General features: G+C 67.4%; 24 protein-coding genes and 1 CRISPR repeat array (1 of these 25 cut by a window edge). Of the genes, 14 read left to right on the top strand and 10 right to left on the bottom strand.

Translation table 11 applies throughout. The features are described 5' to 3' along the window. Window positions 1-7: a CRISPR direct-repeat array (repeat unit 29 nt) (it extends 1549 nt beyond the left edge of the window). A gap of 514 nt (window positions 8-521) precedes the next feature. The 3 genes from CUREI_RS10930 (at window position 522) to CUREI_RS10920 (ending at window position 3614) form a co-directional block, all read left to right on the top strand. Beyond that, complete coding sequence (locus CUREI_RS10930; RefSeq protein ID WP_038613476.1) at window positions 522-1883, top strand: SLC5/6 family protein; 1362 nt, start codon at window positions 522-524, stop codon at window positions 1881-1883. Window positions 1884-2030: 147 nt separating this feature from the next. After that, on the top strand, window positions 2031-3335 hold the full coding sequence (locus tag CUREI_RS10925; RefSeq protein WP_038613474.1) for an inorganic phosphate transporter: 1305 nt from the start codon (window positions 2031-2033) through the stop codon (window positions 3333-3335). A 21-nt stretch (window positions 3336-3356) separates the two neighbouring features. Continuing rightward, complete coding sequence (locus CUREI_RS10920) at window positions 3357-3614, top strand: hypothetical protein (protein WP_038613472.1); 258 nt, start codon at window positions 3357-3359, stop codon at window positions 3612-3614. A gap of 432 nt (window positions 3615-4046) precedes the next feature. Here the strand turns inward: CUREI_RS10920 and CUREI_RS10915 are convergent, their stop codons facing one another. Further along, a complete protein-coding gene (locus CUREI_RS10915; protein WP_038613470.1) occupies window positions 4047-4463 on the bottom strand; it encodes a DUF488 domain-containing protein in 417 nt (138 codons plus the stop codon). Window positions 4464-4784: 321 nt separating this feature from the next. Here CUREI_RS10915 and leuS point away from each other — a divergent pair, with 321 nt between their 5' ends. Both leuS and CUREI_RS10905 read left to right on the top strand, forming a co-directional pair. Beyond that, entirely contained in the window at window positions 4785-7628 is a 2844-nt protein-coding gene (gene leuS, locus CUREI_RS10910) for a leucine--tRNA ligase (RefSeq protein WP_038613468.1), read from the top strand. Between the two features lie 95 nt (window positions 7629-7723). Further along, on the top strand, window positions 7724-8707 hold the full coding sequence (locus CUREI_RS10905; RefSeq protein WP_038613466.1) for a DUF2189 domain-containing protein: 984 nt from the start codon (window positions 7724-7726) through the stop codon (window positions 8705-8707). Here CUREI_RS10905 and CUREI_RS10900 read toward each other — a convergent pair. Next, entirely contained in the window at window positions 8697-9647 is a 951-nt protein-coding gene (locus CUREI_RS10900; protein ID WP_038613464.1) for an acrylyl-CoA reductase family protein, read from the bottom strand. The two genes, CUREI_RS10905 and CUREI_RS10900, sit on opposite strands and share 11 nt — an antisense overlap. A gap of 23 nt (window positions 9648-9670) precedes the next feature. Between CUREI_RS10900 and CUREI_RS10895 the strand changes: the two genes are divergently transcribed. From CUREI_RS10895 to CUREI_RS10885, 3 genes are read left to right on the top strand one after another with little or no spacing between them, the layout of a single operon-like run. After that, window positions 9671-10165 carry a VanZ family protein gene (locus CUREI_RS10895; protein ID WP_084768365.1) on the top strand — a complete coding sequence of 165 codons (495 nt, stop codon included), beginning with the start codon at window positions 9671-9673 and terminating at the stop codon, window positions 10163-10165. After that, window positions 10162-10527, top strand: coding sequence for a YidH family protein (locus CUREI_RS10890; RefSeq protein ID WP_038613462.1), 366 nt, complete (start codon window positions 10162-10164; stop codon window positions 10525-10527). The genes CUREI_RS10895 and CUREI_RS10890 overlap by 4 nt, the downstream gene beginning before the upstream one ends. After that, window positions 10524-10838 carry a DUF202 domain-containing protein gene (locus CUREI_RS10885; RefSeq protein ID WP_038613461.1) on the top strand — a complete coding sequence of 105 codons (315 nt, stop codon included), beginning with the start codon at window positions 10524-10526 and terminating at the stop codon, window positions 10836-10838. The genes CUREI_RS10890 and CUREI_RS10885 overlap by 4 nt, the downstream gene beginning before the upstream one ends. Before the next feature lie 7 nt (window positions 10839-10845). On the opposite strand, the gene CUREI_RS10880 is transcribed toward CUREI_RS10885, so the two are convergent. From CUREI_RS10880 to CUREI_RS10860, 4 genes are read right to left on the bottom strand one after another with little or no spacing between them, the layout of a single operon-like run. Further along, window positions 10846-12069: an IS1096 element passenger TnpR family protein gene (locus tag CUREI_RS10880; protein ID WP_051952358.1), complete on the bottom strand. Its 1224-nt coding sequence runs from the start codon at window positions 12067-12069 to the stop codon at window positions 10846-10848. After that, window positions 12066-12608, bottom strand: coding sequence for a pirin-like C-terminal cupin domain-containing protein (locus CUREI_RS11735; RefSeq protein ID WP_051952357.1), 543 nt, complete (start codon window positions 12606-12608; stop codon window positions 12066-12068). The genes CUREI_RS10880 and CUREI_RS11735 overlap by 4 nt, the downstream gene beginning before the upstream one ends. Before the next feature lie 10 nt (window positions 12609-12618). Further along, window positions 12619-13221 (bottom strand): response regulator, encoded by a 603-nt coding sequence (locus tag CUREI_RS10865; protein WP_038613455.1) that lies wholly within the window; start codon window positions 13219-13221, stop codon window positions 12619-12621. After that, window positions 13218-14378, bottom strand: coding sequence for a sensor histidine kinase (locus CUREI_RS10860; protein ID WP_038613453.1), 1161 nt, complete (start codon window positions 14376-14378; stop codon window positions 13218-13220). The genes CUREI_RS10865 and CUREI_RS10860 overlap by 4 nt, the downstream gene beginning before the upstream one ends. Before the next feature lie 91 nt (window positions 14379-14469). Between CUREI_RS10860 and CUREI_RS10855 the strand changes: the two genes are divergently transcribed. Continuing rightward, window positions 14470-15456 carry an ABC transporter permease gene (locus tag CUREI_RS10855; protein WP_038614470.1) on the top strand — a complete coding sequence of 329 codons (987 nt, stop codon included), beginning with the start codon at window positions 14470-14472 and terminating at the stop codon, window positions 15454-15456. Then, on the top strand, window positions 15456-16085 hold the full coding sequence (locus CUREI_RS10850) for an ABC transporter ATP-binding protein (RefSeq protein ID WP_038613451.1): 630 nt from the start codon (window positions 15456-15458) through the stop codon (window positions 16083-16085). The genes CUREI_RS10855 and CUREI_RS10850 overlap by 1 nt, the downstream gene beginning before the upstream one ends. A 438-nt stretch (window positions 16086-16523) precedes the next feature. On the opposite strand, the gene CUREI_RS10845 is transcribed toward CUREI_RS10850, so the two are convergent. From CUREI_RS10845 to CUREI_RS10835, 3 genes are all read right to left on the bottom strand, one after another. Next, a complete protein-coding gene (locus CUREI_RS10845) occupies window positions 16524-17636 on the bottom strand; it encodes an MFS transporter (RefSeq protein WP_051952356.1) in 1113 nt (370 codons plus the stop codon). A 262-nt stretch (window positions 17637-17898) separates the two neighbouring features. Next, on the bottom strand, window positions 17899-18852 hold the full coding sequence (locus CUREI_RS10840) for an NAD(P)-binding domain-containing protein (protein ID WP_038613447.1): 954 nt from the start codon (window positions 18850-18852) through the stop codon (window positions 17899-17901). Then, window positions 18845-20428, bottom strand: coding sequence for a bifunctional ADP-dependent NAD(P)H-hydrate dehydratase/NAD(P)H-hydrate epimerase (locus CUREI_RS10835; protein WP_038613445.1), 1584 nt, complete (start codon window positions 20426-20428; stop codon window positions 18845-18847). Before CUREI_RS10835 ends, CUREI_RS10840 begins: the two co-directional genes overlap by 8 nt. A 60-nt stretch (window positions 20429-20488) precedes the next feature. Here CUREI_RS10835 and CUREI_RS10830 point away from each other — a divergent pair, with 60 nt between their 5' ends. Genes CUREI_RS10830 through trhO form a run of 4 tightly spaced genes read left to right on the top strand, consistent with a single transcriptional unit; the run spans window position 20489 to window position 23985 of the window. Then, window positions 20489-21982 (top strand): DUF1846 domain-containing protein, encoded by a 1494-nt coding sequence (locus CUREI_RS10830; RefSeq protein WP_038613438.1) that lies wholly within the window; start codon window positions 20489-20491, stop codon window positions 21980-21982. A 54-nt stretch (window positions 21983-22036) separates the two neighbouring features. After that, window positions 22037-22372 (top strand): helix-turn-helix domain-containing protein, encoded by a 336-nt coding sequence (locus CUREI_RS10825; protein ID WP_051952355.1) that lies wholly within the window; start codon window positions 22037-22039, stop codon window positions 22370-22372. Next, the gene (locus CUREI_RS10820) at window positions 22373-23071 is read left to right on the top strand and encodes a PIG-L deacetylase family protein (RefSeq protein WP_038613436.1); all 699 of its coding nucleotides are present in this window, start codon (window positions 22373-22375) and stop codon (window positions 23069-23071) included. 38 nt (window positions 23072-23109) lie between these two features. Further along, window positions 23110-23985 carry an oxygen-dependent tRNA uridine(34) hydroxylase TrhO gene (gene trhO, locus CUREI_RS10815; protein WP_038613434.1) on the top strand — a complete coding sequence of 292 codons (876 nt, stop codon included), beginning with the start codon at window positions 23110-23112 and terminating at the stop codon, window positions 23983-23985. Here trhO and CUREI_RS10810 read toward each other — a convergent pair. Beyond that, entirely contained in the window at window positions 23982-24440 is a 459-nt protein-coding gene (locus tag CUREI_RS10810) for a hypothetical protein (protein ID WP_038613432.1), read from the bottom strand. The genes trhO and CUREI_RS10810 overlap by 4 nt on opposite strands. Window position 24441 lies beyond the last annotated feature (1 nt).

Raw genomic sequence — 24441 nt, 5'->3', positions numbered from 1 at the left:
TGAAGCGCGCCAGATCCTCCGGCTTCGCGATCGCAATCCAGTTCGTGGGCGCTGACGCGGCCAGTGCTTATGGACGAACCTGCCCACGCCATGCGGGTCAAAATCGGTGAAGTGTTGTTTCCTAAGCCTGGCGGTGCGCCGAGACGCGCGGGTCTTGCGGACATGCAAGTCGAATTCGAGTGCGCCGAGGCGGACGGGTAACTGCTTAAGTTTGGTAGTCCCGTTCACGTGGACTGGCCGCAGGTAGGAACTGGGACGCTCCAGCGCGCGTGGCGCTCCCCCGACGTGCTGGCGGTGCTCGACGGGTCCGCGGAAGTCTCCGGCCGCTGCGGCTGAACCGCGCGAATGACGGATGCTGCATGGCCCAGGTGGCCACCCGCGCGTAATGACAAAAGTTACGTCGACGTTGCAGCATCCGTCACTGGCCGCGCCGGGAGCCACCGCCCCGCGCGCGGGCCGAAGGGACGTCGATAGGCAAAAGCGCTGAACGCGCAGCGCCGGCCCCGGTAACGTAGATCACCATGAGCAACACCGAGCTACCGGAGCAACACAGCGAGGAACACCTCGAGCTCTCCCGCGCAGAGTTCGACCGGGAGAACCTCTCGGACGCGGACATCGAGCAGATCAGGGAGCAGCGCGAGGGCAAAGAGCCGGATGGCTCGTTTATGCGCTGGGTGATCACGCTGTTCGGCACCGGCGTGGGCGCAGGCATCCTGTTTTTGCCCATCAATGCGGGCAGCTTCGGGTTCTGGCCGCTGGTGATTGCCACGCTGCTGATCGGCCCGATGGTGTTTTTCTCCCACCGCACCTACGCCCGCATTGTTTCCGCCTCCCCGGTGAAGGGGCTGGACGTGCTGCAGGTGATCACGGCGCTGACGGGGCGCAAGCGCGGGTTCGCCTCCGCGGTGCTGTACTGGCTGGGCATTTATCCCACGGTGCTCATTTACGCGATCTCGATTACCAACACGCTGGACAGTTTCATTGTGAACCAGCTGGGCGGGGCGCAGGTGAGCCGGTGGTTGCTGGCGCTGGTGGCGGTGGGTGTGATGACAGGCGCGTACGCGTTTGGCAAGAAGCTCACCCTCTGGTTGGCCAACGCGCTGGTGTACCCGCTGATTATCGCGCTGGCGGCGGTGTCGCTGTACCTCATCCCTTCGTGGGATTTCGCGGGTTTCCGCTCGTACGAGTCCTCCTACCCCGTGTGGCAGGGGTTGCTGCTGATTCTGCCGGTGTTGGTGTTCTCCTTCAGCCACATGGCCGCGCTGAGCCAGTTCGCCCTGGACACCCAGAAGAAGATGGACGGCGACGTGGCGGCCACGGAGCGCGAGGTGTCCAAGGTGGAGCTGGTCACGGCGATCCTGCTAGTGGCGTTCACCATGTTTTTTGTGTGGTCGTGTTCGCTCGCGCTAGGGGCAGACGGCATGGACGCCGCCCGCGAGCAGAATGTGCCTGTGCTGTCCTACCTGGCCAACGAAACCGACGCGCCGTTCATGGCGTGGATGAGCCCCATCATCGCCATGTGTGCGATCATCACCTCCTACTTCGGCCACCTGCTCGGCACGGAGGAAGGGACGGCTTACCTGGTGCGCAGTGTGGCTCCGGACGTCGCGGCTCGCTTCTCGACGTCTACCCTTCGGTGGGCCGTCAATATCTTTGTCCTTGTCACCGCAGTGCTGGTCGCCGTGCTGAATCCTTCGATTCTGGACATGATCTCCGTGGTCGGCGGCATCTTCGTGGCGTTTCTGGTCTACATCATGCCCGCGCTGCTGTTTGCCAAGGCCACGGCGTTCAAACACTACGCACGCCGGCCAGACACCATCTTCGTGTTCGTGCTCGGCCTGGTCATTATGGGCGTGACGGCATGGGACATGATCGCCGGTTAAGCACGGTTACGGCAATATGAATTCTTGGCGCTCTCTACAGTGTCGGGCCAGCTAGGGGCCAGTGGGCCGCAATGCAGAGGTTGCCGGCAGATGAACATACGACTCCGGGCGTATTTCATGTGCTACAGCAGGAGCATAATTTCCCGCGTGAGCATCACAATCCTCCTCGTACTCATCATCGTCGTTGCTTTGTTCTTCGACTTCACCAACGGTTTCCACGACACTGCAAACGCGATGGCCACCTCCATCGCCACCGGCGCACTCAAGCCCAAAGTGGCGGTGGCGCTCGCCGGTGTTCTTAACCTCGTCGGCGCGTTTCTCTCTGTGGCCGTGGCCAAGACGGTCGCGGGCGGCATTGTGAAACTTGACGTCTTCGACCTGAACGACACTGTTGATTCTGAACGGCTCCTCCTCGTGGTGTTCGCCGGCCTGGCCGGCGGCATTATGTGGAACCTGTTCACCTGGCTCTTCGGCATCCCGTCGTCGTCCTCTCACGCGCTGTTCGGCGGCCTGATCGGCGCGGCAATCGCGGCCATCGGCTTCGACGGCGTGGTCTGGGGCGGCGTGCTGGACAAGATCATCCTCCCGGCGCTGTTCGCCCCGTTCGTCGCCGGCCTGATCGCCGCCATCGGCACCTGGCTGGTGTACAAGATCACCGCAAACGCCGAACAGAATCACCGCGACAACTACTTCCGCTGGGGCCAGATTGGCACCGCCTCCCTGGTGGCGCTGGCGCACGGCACCTCCGACGCGCAGAAGACCATGGGCGTCATCTTCTTGGCCATGGTGGCCGCGGGCCAGTTCGGTCAGGATCACCCGATGCCGTTCTGGATCCAGTTCGCCTGCGCATTCGCCATCGCGCTGGGCACCTACTCCGGCGGCTTCCGCGTGATCCGCACCTTGGGCAAGGGCCTGGTGGAGATCCACCCGCCGCAGGGCATGGCAGCTGAGACCTCCTCCGCCGCCATCATCCTCACCTCCTCCCACCTGGGTATGGCACTGTCCACCACCCACGTGGCCACCGGCTCCATCCTCGGCTCCGGCCTGACTGGCCCGAAGGGCGAGGTCCGTTGGGGCGTGGCCGGCCGCATGGCGCTGGCCTGGATCACCACCCTGCCCGTCGCCGCACTCGTGGCGTTCTGCACCTGGTGGGTCGGCCACTGGGCAGCTGAGCTGGGCGGCGACCTGCTGTGGGGCGGAATCGCCCTAGCCCTGATCATCCTCCTCGGCGGTGGCTACATGTTCTGGCAGGCATCCCAGAAGCCGGTGCACAAGGACAACGTCAACGACGACTGGGACGGGGACTCCAAGTCCCCGGCGCACACCACCAGCGACGCAACCAAGGACTCCCGCGACTCCGGTGAGCCGGCCGACTTTGTGGACACCTCCCGCGGCCTCGAGTCCCTCCACAGCGGCTCTACCGCTGACCGCCACGACCACCTCCACCGCTAACCGCCGGAAAGGACACTCATCATGATTGACCTACTGCAATCCCTGTTCCTCGTCACCGGCGTGGGCATCCTATTGGGCGCAGGCCTGCCGGCGCTGTTCTCCCTGAGCATCCACTTCCTCTCCCCGTCCGGGGACGGCACGGGTGCCTCCGGCGGCCGCCGCGTGCTGGGCTGGATCTTCCTGGCCATCGTGCTGGTAGCCGTGGTCGCCGCGATTCTGCTCATCGCCCGCGAGCGCATCGAGTACTTCACCGGGTGGGACCCCTATCCGTTCCTGTAACCACCAGGCCCCTCCGCCACGCCCCGGTCAACCCGGGGCCTTTTTCATGGACACGACCCAATCGTTGGTATTGACAAACTATTTGCCACAACCTAAGGTTGTCGGAACATGAACGGAAGGTTAACAACCTTCCCCGGTAATGAAAGGAGGTGGGCCATGAAGGGCTTTATCAACAGCATCCGCGCATGGTTCCGCGACGAGGAGCGTGGCATCGCGTCGCTGACCGAACTCTCCCCGCTCGCCGTGCTCCCGCACGCCGACGCACGTTCGTAGAACGCCACCAAAAAACCGGGCCTGTCCCCCGCAAGGGGGCAGGCCCGGTTTCGCTCGTACTGAGCGAGTGCCACGCCGGTGAACACCCTGCAGGACTGCCGTACGGCCTACCTACTGGTCATGTGCGCGGCCATCTGGCAGATGTTCGCGGTCTCGAACCTAGAGGTGCACGACCTCAAAGTCCCCCTTCTCGGCGAGGTACTCCGCGGCCACAGAGCGGTGGCACACGGCCGGGTCGGGCTCTGAGCAGAGGAGAGCGGAGCCGTCGATAAGCTTGGGCATCTCGCGCTCGTCGAACTCCGCGCGAAGCTTCGTCGCAAATTGGTCGAACGGCAGGCCCTCCTTGCGGTACGCGCGCATGAGGTCCTCGCTCGGCGCGAGCGCCAGCTCGTGGGAGTAGCCGATGCCCGCGATGGTGTCGAGGAACCACGGCAGGTCCGACTGCTTGGTAAATCCAGCGAGCTGGTTCGAGTTGTGCCGCCGGATGTCCACGACCTGGGTCACGCCGTTGTCGCGGAGAATGTCGAAGAACTCCTCCGCGGTCTTTTTGCTGTAGCCGATGGTGTAGAGCCGCATGTGCGCGACTGTAGCGGTTGCGGACTCTGCATTGCGGACAATTCCGGTTAGGGCAACTATTGGTGGTAGCCAACGAAAAAACGGGGGTGGCCTGGGGGGTTGCCCTCGCCCGGCTCGTAAAAGTTGACATGCGAAACCGTGCATAAGTCCGTGACCTGCGGGCTTAAAGCTGTACGTCTGTCCACGGTGTCAATTCTTGCGAAAATGGCACCCGAATGATCTGCTAGTTCCGCGCCAAAGCCTATCGACGCCCAAGGCGCGGGAACGGGGAGGGCCGGAGGTGCGTCGCAAGGCAAAGGCCCATCACTACACTGCATAGCCATGACTGAGGCGACCCCCCACCGCTATACGGCCGAGCTGGCCAACACCATCGAGCAGAAGTGGCAGGCGTACTGGCGCGACAACCAGACGTTTTACGCCCCGAACCCGGTCGGCGACCTTGCTCCGCAAGCGTCGCAAGGCCAGGCCGAATTGCCCAAGGACAAGCTCAACGTCCAGGACATGTTCCCCTACCCCTCGGGCGTGGGGCTGCACGTGGGCCACCCGCTGAGCTACATCGCCACCGACGTCTACGCGCGCTACAACCGCATGCTGGGCAAGAACGTGCTGCACACGCTGGGTTACGACGCCTTCGGTCTGCCCGCCGAGCAGTACGCGATCCAGACCGGCACGCACCCGCGCGTGACCACGGAGGCGAACATCGCCAACATGCGCCGCCAGCTGGCCATGCTGGGCCTGGGGCACGATCCGCGCCGCTCCGTGGCCACCACGGACCCGGAGTTTTACAAGTGGACGCAGTGGATCTTCCTGCAGATTTACAATGCGTGGTTCGACCACGAGCAGCAGAAGGCGCGCCCGATCGAGGACCTGGTGCGCGACCTCATGTCCGGCGCTCGCAAGACGAAGGGCGGGCGCAACTTCCGCGACCTGACCACGCAGGAGAAGCACAAGGCGATCGACGAGTTCCGCCTGGTCTACCTCTCGGACTCCATGGTGAACTGGTGCCCCGGCCTGGGCACCGTGCTGGCCAACGAGGAGGTCACCGCGGACGGGCGCTCCGAGCGGGGCAACTACCCCGTCTTCCGCAAGCGCCTGCGCCAGTGGATGATGCGCATCACGGACTACTCTGACCGTCTGCTCGACAACCTTGAGCTGCTTCAGTGGCCGGAGAAGGTCAAAAGCATGCAGCGCAACTGGATCGGCCGTTCCCGCGGCGCGGAGGTCGCGTTTTCCTCCCCCGCCGGCGACATCACCGTCTTCACCACCCGCCCGGACACGCTTTTCGGTGCGAGCTACGTGGTGCTTGCGCCGGAGCATCCGCTTGTCAGCGAGCTCGTGGCCGACGCCTACCCCGCAGACGTGGACGCCCGCTGGACCGGTGGCGCCACCACCCCGCGCGAGGCCGTGGACGCCTACCTGCGCGCCATCGCCGCGAAGTCCGACGTTGAGCGCCAGGAGAATAAGGACAAGACCGGTGTGTTCTTAGGCTCGTACGCCGTGAACCCGGTCAGCGGCGAGGAAGTGCCGATCTTTATCGCCGATTACGTGCTCACCGGCTACGGCACCGGCGCCATCATGGCGGTGCCGGCGCACGACGAGCGCGACTACGAGTTCGCCTCCGTCTTCGGCCTGCCCATCACCGCGGTGCTGGACGGCGACGTCTCCGAGGCCGCGTTCACCGGCGACGCCGCCCACATCAACTCCGCCAACGACGACGGGTTGGACCTCAACGGTCTGGGCAAGGACGAGTCGATTGAAAAGGCGATAGCTTGGCTCGTCGATAAGCAAGCAGGCTCCGAGAAAATTCAGTACAAGCTTCGCGACTGGCTGTTTGCCCGCCAGCGCTACTGGGGTGAGCCGTTCCCGATCGTCTACGACGAAAACGGCCAGGCGCACGGCCTGCCCGAGGACATGCTGCCGGTGGAGCTGCCGCAGGTGGAGGACTACAACCCCGTCGCATTCGACCCGGACGACGCCGACTCCGAGCCCGCGCCCCCGCTGGCCAAGGCCACCGAGTGGGTCGAGGTGGAGCTGGATCTCGGCCACGGCAAGCAGAAGTACTGGCGCGACACGAATGTCATGCCGCAGTGGGCGGGTTCCTCCTGGTACCAGCTGCGCTACATCGACCCGACGAACGCTGACGCGCTCGTCGACATTGAAAACGAGCGGTACTGGACCGGCCCGCGCCCCGAGGAGCACGGCCCGAACGACCCAGGCGGCGTGGACCTCTACGTCGGCGGTGTGGAGCACGCGGTGCTGCACCTGCTTTACGCCCGCTTCTGGCACAAGGTGCTCTTTGATCTGGGCTTTGTCACCTCCAAGGAGCCGTACCGCCGCCTGTTCAACCAGGGCTATATCCAGGCCTACGCCTACACCGACGCGCGCGGCGTGTACGTGCCGGCCGCCGAGGTGGAGGAAAAGGACGGCAAGTTCTACTACGACGGCGCCGAGGTCAACCGCGAGTACGGCAAGATGGGCAAGTCGCTGAAGAACGCCGTTGCGCCGGACGACGTCGTGGAGGAGTACGGCGCCGACACCCTGCGCGTCTACGAGATGTCCATGGGGCCGTTGGACACCTCGCGCCCGTGGGCGACCAAGGACGTCGTCGGCGCGCACCGCTTCCTGCAGCGCCTGTGGCGTCTGGCTGTCGACGAAACCTCCGGCGCCCCGGCCGTGGTTGAGGCAGAGTTGACCGACGACGATCTGAAGCAGCTCCACCGCACCATCGCCGGCGTACGCGACGACTACGAGCACCTGCGCGACAACACCGTGGCAGCCAAGCTCATCGAGTACGTGAACTACCTGACCAAGACCTACCCGAACGGTGCGCCCCGCGCCGCCGTGGAGCCGCTGGTGCAGATGGTCTCCCCGCTCGCGCCGCACATCGCGGAGGAGCTGTGGTCCGTCCTAGGCCACACCGAGACCATCACTTTCGAGCCGTTCCCGGAGTTCGACGAGCAGTGGCTGGTCGACGACACCGTCGAGGTTCCCGTCCAGATCAACGGCAAGGTCAAGGCGCGCATCGACGTCGCAGCCGACGCCTCGAAGGACGACCTCGAGGCCGCCGCCCTTGCCGACGAGCGGGTCGCTGCCCTGGTGGACGGCAAGAACGTGGTGAAGGTCATCGCCATCCCGGGCCGCATGGTGAACCTGGTGGTGAAGTAGAGCCTCGACTGCAGCGTCGTGACGCCCAGGCCTGTGACTGGAGTGACTGATACCATCCCATGTGAACGACACCGACGATCACGAAGGATGAGCGCATGTCTACCCCATACAACGGCGGCGGGTACGAGCCGTACCCTGAGCACCCGGAAGGCAGCCACCCCGAAAACGGGCCCGGCAATTACGGCGAGAACTACGACGCCTTTGACGTGAACACGGCGGCGTCGATGGCCGGCGCGACCGCGCTGCGCTTCCACGGCGAGCAGCTCACGGACAACGTCCCGGGCGACGGCGTCTCCCCGCACCCGATCAACGACCCGGCCTCCAACGGTTGGTTCCACGTGAAGGGCGACGGCAAGCTCAACGTGTTGGAGGCCATCGGCTGGGGCCTGAAGGCGACGTTCAGCAACGCCAAGCTGTGGATCCCGCTGGGTATCGCCTACACGCTCGTGGCAGTGGCGGGCCAGTTCCTGCCCGGGTTCGGCGCGGTCATTGCGGCGGCCGGCTCGATCCTGCTCGCCCCGTGGATGGCGGGCGTGGCCCTGCAGCAGACGTTGTCGCAGCGCCTGACGTTCAACGACGCCAAGGCGCCGGCCTTCGGCAAGACCGTCGGGGTGGCCGCCCTGCTGGGTGTCTTCGGAACCATCGCGTTCGCCCTCCTCATCATGGCCTTGGCGTTTGGCGCCCTGTCCACCGTTGACCCGTCGACGCTGCCGGACTCCACGGAAAACGTCAGCGCGGAGGAGATGTGGGCCTTCGTCCGCCCGCTGCTCGGCGCCCTCGGCATCTCGTTCCTGATCGCGCTGCTGGTGGCCCCGTTCCTCACGTTTCAGCTGTGGTACGCGGCGGACAACAACGGCTCGTTCGGTCACGCCATGGGCGCGGGCTTTAAGGCCGGGGCGTCGAATTACCTGCGCATCATGGGCTTTATCGTGCTGCTAGCCCTCATCAACATCGTGGGTGCCGCGCTGCTGGTCATCGGCCTGATTGTCACGTTGCCCGGCACCATGCTCGCTTCGGCGCACGCGTACCGCCAGATCTCCGGCGGCCCCGTGCCCAAGGACGCGGTCGCTACAGCCTAACGACGGTGCGTCCGCTGCCCCGACCGTCCAACAGCCGACGCCCAACCTCCACCACGCCATCCAAACCGACTTCCTCGGTGCGGATGGCGTTTGTGTCGAGGGACTCGTCCAGCACCTTCCACGCCGCGTCGCGTACATCGTTGGGCGCGTCCACGGAATTGATGCCCACCAGCTGCACCCCGCGCAGGATGAACGGCAGCACGCTCGCGGGCAGGTCGTTGCCAGCGGCCATGCCGCACGCGGTGGCCACGCCACCCCAGGTGATCTGGGAAAGCGCGTTCGCCAGCACGGTGGAGCCAACCGTGTCCACCACGCCCGCCAGTCGCGCCTTCTGCAGCGGCTTGCCGGGCTCGGAGAAGTCGGCGCGGTCCACAACCTCGGTGGCGCCGAGCTCCTTCAGCCACACCTCGTGCTCGGCGACGCGGCCGGTCATCGCCCACACCTCGTGGCCTCGGGCGGACAGGAGCTGCACGGCGATGGACCCCACTCCCCCGGTGGCGCCGGTGACCAGCACGGGGCCGTCGAGAGGCGCAAGCGTCACGCGCTCCAAGCCCGCCACCGACAGCGCGGCGGTGTAGCCCGCGGTGCCGATGGCGGCCGCCTCGAAGGCGCTGAAGCGGGCCGGGACGCGGGCGACGTCGTGTGCGTCGACGCGCACCTGCGGCGTGTACCCGCCGTGCCGGCGCTCGCCGAGGCCGCGGCCGTTGACGGTGACCAGCGTGCCGTCGTCGAGGGTGCCGACGACATCGATGCCCGAGACCATGGGCAGATTGCGCAGGATCCCGCGGTTGCCGGACAGCGCCATCGCGTCTTTGTAGTTCACGGATGAGTGGCTCACGTGGATCAGGGTGTCGCCGTCGCCTGCGTACGCTTCCTGCGTATCGACGACCTCCGGGCCACTCTCAGTGACAATCAAGCTCCTGCTCATGGTGGCCAGCATAGGCCGGGGTTACGGTTGGGCGGGTGAGAAAATCGAGCGAATTGCAGGAAAAGACCGCGGCGGTGGTGACTGCGCTGGTCGTGCTCGCGTTCACGGTGGGCAAGGCGTTCGTGTCCATCCCGGGGTTGTGGTCGGCGGAGTCGCACCAGGTCAGCCAGATCCGCCTGAACCCGCTGGAGACCTTCGAGTACGCGCGCGTGTGGTGGGGCCCGTGGTTGAACCTGTTCGGCAACATCGCCCTGTTTGTGCCGGTCGGCTTCGTCGCGTACCGGGGCTCGGTGGCGCGGGCGACGCTGATCGGCTTGGTGTGCAGCCTCGGCATCGAGACCGCCCAGTACCTCTTCTCGTGGGGCTACAGCGACGCCGACGACGTGATCTGCAATGTTGCGGGTACGTGGCTGGGTGCGGTGGTGGCCGCAGGGGCGTCGAGAGGCACGCGCTCGGCGGTGCTGTGGTGCATCGCCGCGGTGGGCGCGCTCAGCCTCGCCGTGTACGCGGCGCTAGGGTTGAGCGCATGAGCGAGCGCGGATGGTTGACCAGGCGGGTGTTCCCCACCGGCAGGGAGCCCGATCCGCGGTTCACGCTGGCCAATGAGCGCACCTTCCTCGCGTGGACGCGCACCGCGCTCGCGTTTTTGGCGGGCGGCATCGCGCTCGAGGCGTTCGAGCTGCCCGGCATCGAGCCGGGGGTGCGCAAGGCGTCCGCGGCGGTGCTCATCCTCATTGCCATGACCATTTCGGGCGGCGCGGCGGTGCGGTGGGTGCGCGTCGAGCGGGCGCTGCGTCACGACGAGCCGCTGCCCGCCCCGGCCATCATCCCGGTACTGTGCCTCGCCGTGTTCCTTGCGGCCCTCGTGGTGGCGGTGAGCGTGCTCCGATGATCCCGGTCGCCGATCCCGGGTTGCAGCCCGAGCGCACCGCGATGAGCTGGACTCGCACGGCCCTGGCCATGCTGGTGTGCGCGGCGGCGCTGCTGCGCTGGGCGGGCGCGTACCCCGCGCTGATCGTGGTGGCCGCGGCGGTGCTGGCCGTGGGCGGCCTGGTCATCGTGGCGCTGCACCGGCGGACCTACCGCTTCGAGGCGGACGCGCTGGCCAACGAGCGCAGCCAACCCAACACGGCCGCGGTGTTCGTGCTTACCGCGATGATGCTGGGGATCGGCGGGCTGGGGTTGTACCTGGTGGTGGGGTGAGTCTGCGCTAATTGCCGCCGGTGTAGTGGGCGTGGTGCAGCTGGAGCAAGGTAAGGCCCTGGTCGGTGCAGACAACCTGCCCGGGCGCGGTCTCGCGCGCGATGCCGAAGGCCTCCAGCCAGGGCAGCCAATCCCCCGGCTCCGCATCGGTGGGCTGGCCGCTCACGAGCGATTCCACGATCCAGCGCCACGTGCTTTCGCCCATCAGGCCTTCAAAGCCGCGGCGGAGGTGGTCGGCGGCGGCCGGAATCGGGGCCGGGTGGTTGAGCAACGCGAGGCCAGTCTCGGTGGGAGTGAGCTGGCCGCCGCGCAGGCTCAGCAAGCCTGCGTCGACGAGGAAGTCGGCCACGGTGAGGGGAAACGGCAGCTGGACCACGCCACGGAGCGCGCCGGCGACGGCTGGGGGCACCTCGCCGTTGTCGTAGGGCACGCCGGCGGAGAAAATGCCCATGAGGTCGGCGACGACGCCGGCGAGGTCGCGTGGGCCCTCCAACATCTCGCCGAAGAACTCGGTCACCGCGTTGATCATGGCGGGGTTGCGCTCCGGGTGCGGGTCCATGTCGATGATCTGGAGCAGATCGGGGCGGGACTGCAAAAAGTCGTCGAAGTGCTGGGCGAGGCCAGGGCCGTCGTCCTGCGCATCGGCGGCGGCGACCTCGTCGAAGAACATCTCCTCGGCCACGTTGCCGATGCGGGTGGACACCGCAACTGGGTCGGCCTGCGTCATCCGGTCCAGCATCCGTTCCGGCGGCATGACGGGCAGGTAGGAAAACATCAGGGTAATGGTGTCCAGGTCGGGCTCGATGCCGGCGGCGAGGAGGCGGGCTTGGTTGCGGAACGTGGTCATCAGCTCTGGCCCGCTGCAGGCTTCCACCACGTCGGGCCCGGCGGCGTCGACAAGCATCGGCGTCGGGCCCTCGATGCTGGAGGGGCCGAGGACCTCGACGTGGACGTTCCAGTTCGCCGCCGGGTCGTAGACGTACGTCATCGGCGGCATCTCGGCGACGGTGAGCTGATCCTCGTGGTGCTCGCCCGCGCCCGGGACCTCCGCGTACACGCAGCGCTGAGCCCCTTCGTGGCCCACGTAAAGGTGGGTGGCGGCGCCGGTGAAGCCGAGCGAGGCGTCGATGATCTGGGCGAGCTCGCCCAGCGTCATCGTCTCCTCGACGTTGACGCAGCGGGAAATTTCGGGCGATGCGCCCTCCACGATCATCAGCACTGAGACGGTCATGCCCGCCGGCCGCCCAGGAGAAGCATGTGGGCGGCGCTGTCGGCGCGGTTTGTCAGCCCGAGGGTGCGGTGGCCGGCGTCGATCAGACCCACGGAGCGGGCCGGGATCGGGGTGGTGTTGACTGCGAGGTCGCCGTCGGCGGCGACGACGGCGTAGCCGAAACCCTCGTCCACCACGACGGCCAGCTCGGTTTCCGGCGCCAACGTGAGCTGCGCGGCCACGCAGGGCTCGGCCATTTTGAGATCGCCTGAGCGGCCGAACATGCGCCCGGCAAACACGTAGGCCTCGCCGGCGGATGCCGTGGTCACGCTGCGCAGCCCAAACGCCTCGGGCTGGGCCAGCTGGTCCTCGGCGGACACAGCGTCGGCGCGCACGAGCACCTGCACCTGCGCCTGCTCGAGCACCCCGCCGAGGCGGGCAGTGCCGTCGTGGCGCCACGCGATCGCCGTGTAGTCTGCCGCCGCGTTGCCTGGGTCCGCCTGGCCCTGGAGGAACGCCACCCCGCGCCACGGGCCAACGCTCAGCTCAATGAATGACATGGCGCACAGCTTAGATTATTCGGCGCTGCCGGGCCTTTTCTACGGCCGCGGTGCGGTTGTCCACGCCCAGCTTGGCGTAGATGTGGATGAGGTGGGTTTTCACCGTCGCCTGCGAGATGAACAGCTGCTCGGCGATCTCCCTGTTGGAGGCGCCCGTCTGCAGCGCCCGCAGGAGCTCGATCTCGCGCGCGGAGAGCGCCTCCGCCGGGTTGACCAGCCGGTCCGCCAGCACGTTGGCCACCTGCGGGGAGAGCACGCGGGTGCGCTGCGAGGCGCGCACGACCGCGTCGTACAGCTCGTCCTCCGGAGCGTCTTTGAGCAGGTAGCCCATCGCACCCGCCTCGACTGCGGCCACCACGTCCGCTTGGGTGTCGTAGGTGGTCAGGATGAGCACCGGCGGCCCGCCCGCCTGCACAAGCCGGCGGGTGAGGTCGATGCCGGACGCGCCGGGCATCTGGATGTCGGAGACCACCACGTCGACCCCGTCCGGCACCTCGGCGTTCCCGTCGGCGGCCTCGGCGACGACCTCGACGCCGTCGAAGGAATTGAGTACCGCGCGCAGGCCGGCGCGCACGACCGGATGGTCGTCGATAAGCATGACGCGAAGTGTCATTTCCCCTCCAAGGGCAGTGTCGCGGCGAGGACGTTGCCCTCCACCGTCATCTCTCCGCCGACCTCCTCCACGCGGGCGCGCAGCCCTTTCAGCCCGTAGCCCTCCGGGCCAGAGATGCCGCGGCCGTTGTCAAAGACGTCGATGGTTGCGGTTGCGCCAAGCTTATCCACGGTGACCACGGCCGAGGACGCCCCGGCGTGGCGCACGATGTTGCTCAGGCCCTCGCGCACGAGGCGCTCCGCGACTGATGCGGCGGGTTCCGGCAGGTCCACGGCGTGCACACGCACCTCGAGCGCCTCGCCCAGCGCGCGCTGCCGGTCCTCGGCTTGGCGGGCCAGGCGCTCAAGCCGCGCGGGCAACGGCGGCCGCTTCGGTGTCGGCTGTGTGGCCCCCTCCACCTCGGCGGCGTTGGCGGAGTTCTCGGAGACGAAGCGGCGCGCTTCCGCCAAGTTGTCGGAGGCGGTGGCGCGGATGACCTCCAGGGTCTCGCGCGCCGGGTCGCCTTCGCCCAGCTGCTTGTCCATCGCGCGGCCGAGCAGGACGATGGAGCTCAAGCCCTGCGCCATCGTGTCGTGGACTTCCCGGGCCAAGCGGGCGCGCTCCTGCGCCACACCCGCGGCGTGCTCGGCGTGGGCGGCCTCGCGCTGGGCGGCGCGCAGGTCCTCCGCCATCTGCCGGTAGTGGTCCGCCTCGGCCCGCAGCGCCTGGTAGGCGTGGACGATGAACACGGCCAGCACCGTGCCGATGGTGGGGCCCACGACCGCGCCGGGCCCGCCCCCCGGCGCGGTGACCGACAGGGTGACAGCCAGCAACGCAGCCGTCACGGGCAACTCCCACCGCACCGGCAGGATCACGCACGCCAGCATGACCAGCGGGAACTCAAGCCAGACAAACGCCTCGGACAGCAGGGCCAACCCCACCCACAACACGGCGACAACGGCGAGCCACACGTACGGTGCCCACGCCGGGTAGGCCTTGCCGCGGTTGTGCCACACGGTGCCGGCCAAGTAGACCGCGGCGAAACAGGCGGCCAGGAGGAGGGCCGCCAGCGGGGCGTCGTCTCGCACCTGCCCGGCCAGCCCCACGGCGAGGAGCACGGCGACAAGCACATGCAGGCTCACGCGCAGCATTTCCAGGATCCGGTTGGTGGACAACATGCGACTGAGCGTAGATCAACCGATCGGTTGACCGGGATTTCAACCGCCGTCCCGATGTGTAACGGTGCAGGTCAACGGCAGGATGAAAGCCATGTTCGTAGGAATGAGAGAAATCACGTCAGCTAAGGGGCGCTTCGGGCTGATCGCCGGCACCGTTGCGCTCATCACGCTGCTGGTGGTTGTGCTGACTGGCCTGACCGCCGGCTTGGGTAAGCAAAACACGTCCGCGTTGGAGGCGCTGGACCCGGAGTCCGTGGTCTTCCAGGACCCGGAGGACATCTCGTTCACCACCTCCCGCGTCACGGCGCGTGATGGCCTCACGCCGCTGGGCACGAGCCAGATGCTCATGACCAAGGCGGACGGCAACGACGCCGCGGTGGCCATCCTCTCCCTGCCGGAAGGTACGGAGCTACCGGGTGGCGCGGTCCTGGGCTCGGAGGCCGTCGCCGCGCCGGGCCTGAACGTCAACGAGGGCGATACGGTCACCGTCGCCGGCAACGACATCACCGTCGGCGCAATCGGCAAAGACCTCGCCTTTTCCCACTCGCCTGTCCTGTGGGTGCCCACGGAATTCTGGCAGCAGATCATGCGCACCGACGCCGACGGCACCGTGCTGCTGTCGGACCAGTCGGCCCAGGAGGTTGATGGCGGTGTGAGCCTGAAAGAGTCCTTCAACGGGCTTCCCGCCTACTCCTCGGAGCAGGGCTCGTTGAAGCTCATCCAGGGCTTCCTCTACGCCATCGCCGCGCTGGTGATCATCGCCTTCCTCACCGTGTGGACGATGCAGCGCACCCGCGACCTAGCTATTTTGAAGGCCATCGGCGCATCCAACGGCTACCTGCTCAAGGACGCGCTCGGCCAGTCCGCCGTACTCCTGGCAGTCGGCGTGCTCATCGGCGGCGTCGCAGCGTACGGGCTGGGCATGTGGATGCAGGGCGCCGCACCGTTCGCCCTCTCCCCCGTCACGGCCATCGTGCCCCCGGTCGCCATCTGGGCGCTGGGCATGGTCGGCGCGCTGATCGCCACCCGCTCCATTGTGAAGGTTAACCCGCAGCAGGCCCTTGGAGGTGCCGCATAATGCTCGAACTGAAAGACATCACCGTCGCGTTCCAGGACGGCCAGGAAAAGCGCACCGTGCTCGACCACCTGGACTTCACCGCCAAGCCGGGCGAGATGACCTTCATCGTCGGCGAGTCCGGCTCCGGCAAGTCCACCCTCCTGTCCGTGGCCGCCGGCCTGATCACGCCGGATTCCGGCACGGCGCAGCTCAACGGCGTGGACGTGGACGACGACGTGCGCCGCGACAAGATCGGCATGATCTTCCAGCAAGCCAACCTCATCGCCGCCCTCAACGTGCGCGACCAGTTGCTGGTCACCGACCACATCCGAGGACTTCGTCCTCGGAAGGAAAGAGCCGACGAGCTGCTGGCCACAGTGGGCCTCGACGGCCTCGGCGATCGCCGGATGGGTGCGCTCTCCGGCGGCCAGCGCCAGCGTGTCGGCATCGCCCGCGCGCTCATGGGCGAGCCGGACCTGCTGCTCGCGGACGAACCCACGGCCTCCCTGGACGCGGACCGCTCCCAGGAGATTGTGACGCTGCTGCGCCAGCTCACCGAGGAGCGAGGCATCGCCTGCGGTTTTGTCACCCACGACCGCTCGCTCATCACGGCCCGCGACGAGGTCTTCGAACTCGGCGTGAACGCTTAGACTGGCCCCTGTGTTCTACGCAGCGTTCTACGCAGCCACTGGCCCCGCCCCGCTCGACGCCACCCTATTAGCCAGGGAGATCGAGCGCAGGGCGGGGCTTTCGCGTCGCGGCCCCCAGGTCACGTCGCTTCCGCCGTTGCTTGACGACGACCTGACGGCCGGCGACGGCTATTGGCTGGCGGGGCGAAGCGTCGTCGAGAAGCTGCGGGCGTTGGACAGCAACGTCGTGGCGTACGCGGTGGGCGACGGGTTTATCGTGACCTCGCTGCAGGAGATGGGGGCGACGATGCTGCGCGGGCGCGACCTGGTACGCGTGCCGCACGGGATCTTCCGCGTGCCGGAGTGGGGGCAGCGCACGTTCGTGGCCGGCGCGACCGCGGAATTCGTGCGTGGCTACGTGCCGTTGCAGGCGGCGGGGCGGTTTGTGGAGCCGGCGCGTTACCGCAGCAGGGACCGCGAGCGGGTGGCCATGACAACGAACGCGAGTGCGCCGAGCACCACGGTGGACAGCAGTGTGCCCGAGAGGAAGCCCAAGTCCACGGTGGCGGCGCCAAGCGCGGAACCGGACGCGATGCCCACCTGGAACGTGACCACGTAGACGGAGCTGGCCAGGTCCTGGTTGCGCTGGCCCGCGAACAGGAAGATCGTGGTGGCCACCGTGGGAAGCGCGCCCGCCGCAGCGCCAAAGACGGCAATGACCAGGAACATGCCCACGCCCGAGGCGTAGTGCAGCGCGAGTAGGCCCGCGATGCCGGAGATGACCAGCGTGGCGGTGGCGGCGCCGTTGAGGCGGATCATGCGGGCGTCCACAAGCCGGCCGGACAGCGTGACCCCCACCAGGCCGGCGATGCCGTAGAGCGCGACGCCGTACGGCACGTACTGGTGGCCGGCCGTGTTCTCCACCAGCAGCGCGAGATAGGTGAAGGTAGCGAAGATGGCCATGACCGCGAAGATGAGGTAAATCACCAGCGACGGGATCGCGGACTTGGTCGCCTGCGCCTTTGCCGCGCTGTTGGGGGCGATGGCGGGCAGGCTGGGCAGCGTGGCTACCAGCAGCACCAGTGCCGCGAGGACGGCCACGCCCAGCACCCAGGTGGCGGCGCGCCAGCCGATGGCCGCGCCCATCGCCGTCGTGAGCGGGGAGCCGAGCACCATGGACAGCGTGGAGCCGAACGAGACAGCCGCGACGGCCTTACCGGTCTGCCCGGCGGGCGCGATGCGGGCCGCCATCGGGTTGACCAGGGACCAGAAGAGGCCGTGCGTAAACGCTGCCGTGACACGGCCCGCCACCAGCGAGGCGTAACTCGTCGCGCTGGCCTGGAGCACGATGCCACCAAGCAAGAACAGCAGAGTGCCAATGAGCAGGTAGCGCCTATTGACGTTGCGCGTCAGGTGCATCAGCGGAATGGTCACGACCGCCACTAACCCTGCGTACACGCTCATGAGCAGGCCGATCTGGCCCTCAGAGACACCCAGGTCCTGCGCCATGGGCGAGATGAGGCCCACCGCGAACATCTCGAACGTGACGTAGACGAACGCGGCGAAACTCATTGCCGCCAGCGGGACAACGGGGAACTGTGTTGGCTGGCTGGTTAGCTGGGTGTTTGGCACCGGGCCAAAGTACGGCCCATGGTGGGACGGCGCAAGCCCTGGCGGATCGGTGCTTGCGGGCTCCGCAACTCCGCATTGCGGACAACTGGGGGTGCACCAACTATTGGGTACGGCCTGGTATTGCTGGGCGGTGCGAAGGTGGCCTTGGCGACCGCTTGCGGACTCTGCTACTCCGCATTGCGGACAACTGGGGGTGCACCAACTATTGGCGCCTCCCGGTGATTTGCCGGGCGATGTCGCGGGCGAACGGGCTGACTCCGCCGATGGTGCCGGCGCCCGGGCCGTTGATGTTGTCGAAACCGAGGACGAACAGCCCAGGCGTGTCGCGCGGGATGCCGCGGATGGGAGATAAGGCCGGCCGGAAGCCGGTGGCCCAGATGATGGCATCGAAGTCGGTGAGTTGGTCGAGAGACGCGGGCATCGGCGTGGCGCCCAGCAGGCCCGCATCCTTGGCGCGGCGGACCTCTGGCACCTGGACGATCTCGCCGCGAAAGTCGGCGCCGCCTGGGTCTTCTTCACCGCGCGCGATGGCGACGAAGCGTTCGCGGTTGCGACGGAAGAGCTGCTCGCCGTCCACGTCCGCGGGCATGTAGGCGGGAGGCCGGCGGGTGAACCACTGCACGGACACCCCGGCAAGCCCCAAGTCGGCGACGATCTGAGCGCCAGAGTTGCCCCCGCCGACGACGGCCACGCGCTGGCCGGCAAAATCAGCCGGGCGGCGGTATCGCGCGGAGTGGATCTGCCGCCCGGTGAACGTCCCCGGCACGAACGGCACGAACGGCGCGGACCAGATGCCCGTGGCTATGACCACGTTGCGGGCGGTGAGGCCGTTGAGGTGGAACGCGGAGCCGTCGTAACGCACTTGCGTAACGTGCTCGCCGCGGCGAATAGGCAGGTCGTAGCGCTGCTCGTAGCGGGTGAGGTAGTCAACGACGCGGTCGCGCGGCGGGTAGCCGTCGTAGTGGGGCATGGGCCAGCCGGGCAGGTTGGAAAACTCGGCGCGGGAGAACAGTGTGAGCGCGTCCCAATAGTGCGGCCACGCCCCGCCCGGCGCGTCGGAGGCGTCGAGCACGACGAAATCCGCGCCGTATTTGCGCAGGTAGTGCGACACGGCCAGGCCGGATTGGCCGGCACCGACGACAACGGCGTCACGCATCGGTCAGGGCCGCTGTGGCCTCGCGGATGAAGTCGGCGATGCGGCTGGCCGGGGCCGGCGCGGGGCCGAACTGGGTGTCGGCGGCCAGCGCCGCGGCGAGGGCGTGAACGTTGGCGGCGTAGTTGACGGCCTCCGCGACCTCCGTGGCCAGAAAACCCGGGTCCTCGGTCCTCGCCGCGGCCAGGGCGATGCGCGCCCCCGCCAGACCGGAGAGCACGTCGCCCGAGCCGGGGGTGGCAGCCCAGGAGTGGCCGGCGTCGACGGCGTACGCGGTGTCCGCATCCGGTGGGCTGGCAATGACGGTGCAGCGGCCTTTGCGCAGGACCGTGGCACCGAGAGCGGCGGCGAGCTGCAGCGTCTCCTCTAGGCGGTTGGAAGCTGGCACCTGCGCGGCCTCGCGCAGGCGGGCGAACTCGCCGTCGTGCGGAGTGAGCACCGTCGGGTGCTCCCTGTCGTGGAGCTGTCCCAGCAGGTCGGGGTGGTCGCATAGGAGGGTGAGGCCGTCGGCGTCGATAAGCACCGGCACCTCCTGGCGCAGCACCCAGGCCAGCTCGCGCGCCGCAGTTTCATCAGTCCCCGCGCCGGGCCCGAACACCCACGCCTGCACCCGCCCCGCCTCGTCGAGCTCCTGCGTGGCCACGACCTCCGGGTGCGCCCGCACGACCTCGGCGGCCTGCGGCCCCACGTAACGCACCATGGACGGAGTCGCGTACAGCGCGCCGGACACAGACAGGAGCGCGGCGCCCGGGTACTGCCCGCTGCCTGCGCGGATGCCCACCACTCCCCCGCTGTACTTGTCGTCTGCAGGGTGCGGCTCCACGGAAGAGACATGCGCTGGCCGCATGTGCTCGAGCGGTGCGCTCCACTCCTCGCCCGGCGGGCACGCTCGCGTGACGTTGAGCAGGAGGGTTTCCCCCAGCTGGGCCTCTTCTGCGAGCTGGCCCAGGGCCTGCGAGAGCATCCGCTCCCCCACCCCGATGTCCGCGAGCAGCTGGGTGCCGCAGGCGGGGTGCAGGCCGTGGGCCCGGCGCCACCCGCCGAAAGTGACGGTGGCTTCGGCGGTGACGTGGAGCGCTCCCCCGTCGCCGCTGTCCGCCGCCACACCGGAGGGCACGTCCACGGACAGCACCTTTAGCAGCGGGTAATCCAGCAGCTCCACGACCTCAGCGAGCTCGTCGCGCAGGCCTGCGGTGCCGCCGATGCCGGTGATCGCGTCGATGGCCAGGGCGTACTCCCACGGGCTGTCCGGCAACTCGTCGAGCGCCCGCCCGCCCGCGCGCCGGAACGCCTCGAGCGCGGGTTCGTGGGCCGTGCCCGCGGTGAGGTACGCCTCGACCTCTTCCCCCAGCTCAGCCAGCTCCGCGCCCGCGTAGAGCCCGTCGCCGCCGTTGCCGCCCGGACCAGCAACAACCAGGACCTTGCCTGGGCGGTTAGCGCTGCCCTCGCGCATGTCGCGGGCTGCCTGCGCCACCGCGGCGGCCGCGGCGCGCATGAGCTGGTCCGGCTCGGTTTGGCGCTCCAGAAGCTCCTTTTCTGCCTGGCGGATGTGGGCTGCGGTCCAGGTGAAGTCGTCCATGCCTTAAAAGGGTACGTGTGCGGAGCTGAACGTCGAGAAGCAACGGCTACACTAACGCGCATGCCGTACACGATCGGGTTCGACCGCGAGAAATACATCCAGATGCAATCCGAGCACATCCAGCAGCGGCGCGCCGAGGTAGGCGGCAAGCTGTACTTGGAGATGGGCGGCAAGCTTTTCGACGACAACCACGCCTCCCGCGTGCTTCCCGGGTTTACGCCCGACAACAAGATCGCCATGCTGGACCGCATCAAGGACGAAGTGGAAATTGTCATCTGCTTCAACGCCGGCGATGTGGTGCGCCAGAAGATCCGCGCCGACCTGGGCATCACCTACGAAGATGACGTGCTGCGCTTGGTGGACGTGTTCCGTGAGCGCGGCTTTTTGGTGGAAAACGTGGTGGTCACGCAGTTGGAAGGCCACAACCAGAACGTGGAGGCGTTTCTGGAGCGCCTCGGCCGGCTGGGGCTGAAGGTCTCGCGCCACTACATGATCGAGGGCTACCCCAACGACACCTCGAAGGTGGTCAGCGAGGACGGCTTCGGCCGCAACGACTATGTGGAAACCACCCGCGACCTGGTGGTGATGACCGCGCCGGGCCCCGGCTCCGGCAAGCTGGCCACCTGCCTGTCGCAGGTCTACCACGAGCACAAGCGCGGCATCGAGGCCGGCTACGCCAAGTTTGAGACCTTCCCCATCTGGAACCTGCCGCTGTCGCACCCGGTGAACTTGGCCTATGAGGCGGCCACGACAGACCTGGACGACATCAACGTCATCGACCAGTACCACCTGGAGGCGTACGGGGAGAAAGTGTCGTCCTACAACCGCGACATTGAAGTCTTCCCGCTGCTGAAGACGCTGTTGCGGGAGGCCACGGGCGCGGACCCGTACCAGTCCCCCACGGACATGGGTGTGAACATGGCGGGCTACTGCATCTCCGACGACGCCGCGTGCCGCCATGCCGCGGAGCAGGAGATTATCCGCCGCTACTTCGCCGCGCTTGTGGACGAGCGCCGCGCCGACGCGGACTCCACCGTCTCCGACCGCAACTTCAACGTCATGCGCAAGGCGGACCTGACCGTTGCCGACCGGGTCGTTGTCGCGCCCGCGTTGGACGTTGCGGAGCGCACCGGCAAACCCGGTGCGGCTTTGGAGCTGCCGGACGGGCGCATCGTCACCGGCAAGACCTCGGACCTGCTTGGTCCGTCGGCTGCGGTGCTGCTCAACGCCTTGAAGCTCCTCGCTGGCATCGACGACGAGGTGCACCTGCTCTCCCCTGACTCCATCGAGCCGATCCAGTCGTTGAAGACGCGGCACCTGGGCTCCGTGAACCCGCGCCTGCACACGGACGAGGTGCTCATCGCCCTGTCCGTCTCCGCCGCCGGAAACCCGGACGCGGCCCTGGCGCTGGAGCATCTGCGCAGCCTGCGCGGGTGCGACGCGCACATCACCGCCATCTTAGGGTCTGTGGACGAGGCCATCTTCCGCAACCTGGGCGTGCTGGCCACCTCCGAACCGCAGTACTGGCGAAAGGCCTTGTACCACAAGCGCTAAATTGTGCCGCGCCGACTATTGCGCTCGTTTCGGTTGTGGTTTAGGGTCGGGGCCATGCAGGAACAGCAGTCGCCGGTAGAAGCTGCGCTGGCGGAGCTCAACGCTAATCTCGCGGTCGCCCGCACCCAGTCGGAAGACCACGTTGTGCTGCCCAAGCAAACTGCCGTGTGGGTGCGTGACCTACTGGAAGACATGGCGGAGGGCCGCCTGGTGCGCCCGCCGGAGCCGGACGAGGAAATGACGACGCAGCAGGTGGCAAACCTGCTAGGAGTATCCCGCCCCTTCGTGGTCAAGCTCATTGACGAGGGTAGGCTCCCGGGACACAAGGTGGGCACCCACCGCCGCGTGTACACCCGCGACGCCCACGCCTACAAGCAGAGGATGGGGTAAATGCGCGAACTGAAACTTACGTCCAGCGACCGTGTGCTCGCCGTGGTGGCCCACCCGGACGACATGGAGTACGGCGCTTCTGCCGCCGTGGCGAAGTGGGCGGAAGACGGCGTGGACGTGTCCTACCTGCTGCTCACCCACGGCGAGCACGGCATTGCCGGCGGCGACCCCGCCCAGGTGCGTGAGGTGCGCTCCGCCGAGCAGCGGCGCGCGTGCGACATCGTCGGCGCGGGCGAGCTTGCAATGCTTGATTTCACCGACGGGGTGCTCGAGCACACCCTTGAGCTGCGCAAAGCGATCGCGGCGAAGATCCGTGCTGTCAAACCTACGGTGGTGCTCACCCAGGATTGGAGCGTGGTGGCCCCCTGGGGGCTCAACCAGGCGGACCACCGGGTGGCTGGCATGGCGGCACTGGACGCGGCGCGCGACGCGGGAAATGAGTTCCTTTTCCCTGAGGCGGGGGACCGCCACCAGGCGAAACAACTCCTGGTCACCGGCGCGAACGACCCGGACGTGGCGGTGCGGGTGGAGCAGCGGCACGTGGACAAGGGTGCGAAGTCCCTCGACGCGCACGAGGCGTATTTCCAGGCGCTGCCCGATCACCCGAGCGGCGCGGAGATCGTCGGCGGGGCAGCCCAGCAGGGTGGCGAGGCCCTCGGTGTGCCGCTCGCCATCGCCTTCAAAGCCTTTGACCTGTAACTTTCCCGCCTGGCCTGCGTGGACCTAGACTGCCAGGCATGACCAGCAAGATCCTGCTCTACTACAAATTCCAGCCCGTCGCGGACCCGGACGCGGTGCGCCTGTGGCAGCGGGACCTGTGCGAGGGGCTGGGCCTGAAGGGCCGGATCATCGTGTCCAAGGACGGCATTAACGGCACCGTCGGGGGCGACATCCGCGCGTGCAAGACCTACGCGAAGAAGACGCGCGAGTACTTCAAAGACATGGAGTTCAAGTGGTCCGACGGCTCGGCGGATGACTTTCCCAAGCTCAGCGTCAAGGCCCGCGATGAGATCGTCGCCTTTGGCGCCCCGGGCGAGCTGAAAGTGGATGAGCACGGCGTGGTCGGCGGGGGAGAGCACCTCACCCCTCAGCAAGTCAATGAGCTAGTGGCCGAGAAGCCCGACGCCGTGTTCTTCGACGGGCGCAACGCGCGCGAAGCCGAGATCGGCCGCTTCAAGGGCGCGGTGGTGCCGGACGTGGAGACCACCCACGACTTCATCAAAGAGCTCGATTCTGGCAAGTACGACTGGATGAAGGACAAACCCGTCATCTCGTACTGCACCGGCGGCATCCGCTGCGAGGTGCTGTCCAGCCTGATGATCAACCGCGGGTTCCAGGAGGTCTACCAGATCGACGGCGGCATCGTGCGCTACGGCGAGCAGTTCGGCAACTCTGGCCTGTGGGAGGGCTCCCTCTACGTGTTCGACGACCGGATGCACACCGAGTTCGGCGCCGAAAACGACCCAGACTACGTGCAGCTCGGCCACTGCGTGCACTGCGGGGAGGCGACGAACCAGTTCTACAACTGCGCGAACGAGCCGGAGTGTCGCCGGCAGTACCTGAGCTGCGAGACGTGCCGTGAGACAAACCCGTACTGCGGGCAGTGCGCCTAAGCGGTGGCCAGGATCCCCACGGTGACGATCAGCCACGACATCGTAAACGGCACGAGCGGGATCCAGAACACGCCCATCCAGGGAATCCAGCGCTCGTAGCGGTTGAGCTTGCGCACCATGATGAACGCGCAGCCGAGCAGGCCCGCGACTGGCGGGACGGAGGTGGCCACCGCCCACCAGGTGCGCCACGTATCGGTGCAGAGCCAGGCGGAGCCGGCGTCGCAAAGCGGACCGCCCTGCGCGCGTGAGATGGCCGCGAGCACAAGAGCGAACAGGAGGGTGACCGCGACGGTGCCCACCGCGAACAGGATCGCGTTGCGGGTGGAGCGGCGGTTGGCCCGGTCCACCTCGAGCGGGTCGGGCTGGTCCGCGAGCTCGTCGAAGGAGCGCGGCTCCGGCCGCACACGGGAGAAGCGGTCGGCGGGGGAGTGGAGGTCGTTTTCCGGGTGCTCCATA

Origin of the sequence: Corynebacterium ureicelerivorans, from assembly GCF_000747315.1 — a bacterium.
In the GTDB taxonomy this organism is placed as follows: Bacteria; Actinomycetota; Actinomycetes; order Mycobacteriales; family Mycobacteriaceae; genus Corynebacterium; species Corynebacterium mucifaciens.
The sequence above is the reverse complement of the archived record's forward strand: the minus strand, read 5'-3'. Positions and strand labels throughout refer to the sequence as shown.

What these genes read in the sequence shown, in the direction of transcription:
- CUREI_RS10930 (WP_038613476.1), top strand. Translation starts at nt 522, where the DNA reads ATGAGCAACACCGAGCTACCGGAGCAACACAGCGAGGAACACCTCGAG.
- CUREI_RS10920 (WP_038613472.1), top strand. Translation starts at nt 3,357, where the DNA reads ATGATTGACCTACTGCAATCCCTGTTCCTCGTCACCGGCGTGGGCATC.
- CUREI_RS10915 (WP_038613470.1), bottom strand. Translation starts at nt 4,463, where the DNA reads ATGCGGCTCTACACCATCGGCTACAGCAAAAAGACCGCGGAGGAGTTC.
- leuS (WP_038613468.1), top strand. Translation starts at nt 4,785, where the DNA reads ATGACTGAGGCGACCCCCCACCGCTATACGGCCGAGCTGGCCAACACC.
- CUREI_RS10905 (WP_038613466.1), top strand. Translation starts at nt 7,724, where the DNA reads ATGTCTACCCCATACAACGGCGGCGGGTACGAGCCGTACCCTGAGCAC.
- CUREI_RS10900 (WP_038613464.1), bottom strand. Translation starts at nt 9,647, where the DNA reads ATGCTGGCCACCATGAGCAGGAGCTTGATTGTCACTGAGAGTGGCCCG.
- CUREI_RS10890 (WP_038613462.1), top strand. Translation starts at nt 10,162, where the DNA reads ATGAGCGAGCGCGGATGGTTGACCAGGCGGGTGTTCCCCACCGGCAGG.
- CUREI_RS10885 (WP_038613461.1), top strand. Translation starts at nt 10,524, where the DNA reads ATGATCCCGGTCGCCGATCCCGGGTTGCAGCCCGAGCGCACCGCGATG.
- CUREI_RS10880 (WP_051952358.1), bottom strand. Translation starts at nt 12,069, where the DNA reads ATGACCGTCTCAGTGCTGATGATCGTGGAGGGCGCATCGCCCGAAATT.
- CUREI_RS11735 (WP_051952357.1), bottom strand. Translation starts at nt 12,608, where the DNA reads ATGTCATTCATTGAGCTGAGCGTTGGCCCGTGGCGCGGGGTGGCGTTC.
- CUREI_RS10865 (WP_038613455.1), bottom strand. Translation starts at nt 13,221, where the DNA reads ATGACACTTCGCGTCATGCTTATCGACGACCATCCGGTCGTGCGCGCC.
- CUREI_RS10860 (WP_038613453.1), bottom strand. Translation starts at nt 14,378, where the DNA reads ATGTTGTCCACCAACCGGATCCTGGAAATGCTGCGCGTGAGCCTGCAT.
- CUREI_RS10855 (WP_038614470.1), top strand. Translation starts at nt 14,470, where the DNA reads ATGTTCGTAGGAATGAGAGAAATCACGTCAGCTAAGGGGCGCTTCGGG.
- CUREI_RS10850 (WP_038613451.1), top strand. Translation starts at nt 15,456, where the DNA reads ATGCTCGAACTGAAAGACATCACCGTCGCGTTCCAGGACGGCCAGGAA.
- CUREI_RS10845 (WP_051952356.1), bottom strand. Translation starts at nt 17,636, where the DNA reads ATGAGTTTCGCCGCGTTCGTCTACGTCACGTTCGAGATGTTCGCGGTG.
- CUREI_RS10840 (WP_038613447.1), bottom strand. Translation starts at nt 18,852, where the DNA reads ATGCGTGACGCCGTTGTCGTCGGTGCCGGCCAATCCGGCCTGGCCGTG.
- CUREI_RS10835 (WP_038613445.1), bottom strand. Translation starts at nt 20,428, where the DNA reads ATGGACGACTTCACCTGGACCGCAGCCCACATCCGCCAGGCAGAAAAG.
- CUREI_RS10830 (WP_038613438.1), top strand. Translation starts at nt 20,489, where the DNA reads ATGCCGTACACGATCGGGTTCGACCGCGAGAAATACATCCAGATGCAA.
- CUREI_RS10825 (WP_051952355.1), top strand. Translation starts at nt 22,037, where the DNA reads ATGCAGGAACAGCAGTCGCCGGTAGAAGCTGCGCTGGCGGAGCTCAAC.
- CUREI_RS10820 (WP_038613436.1), top strand. Translation starts at nt 22,373, where the DNA reads ATGCGCGAACTGAAACTTACGTCCAGCGACCGTGTGCTCGCCGTGGTG.
- trhO (WP_038613434.1), top strand. Translation starts at nt 23,110, where the DNA reads ATGACCAGCAAGATCCTGCTCTACTACAAATTCCAGCCCGTCGCGGAC.
- CUREI_RS10810 (WP_038613432.1), bottom strand. Translation starts at nt 24,440, where the DNA reads ATGGAGCACCCGGAAAACGACCTCCACTCCCCCGCCGACCGCTTCTCC.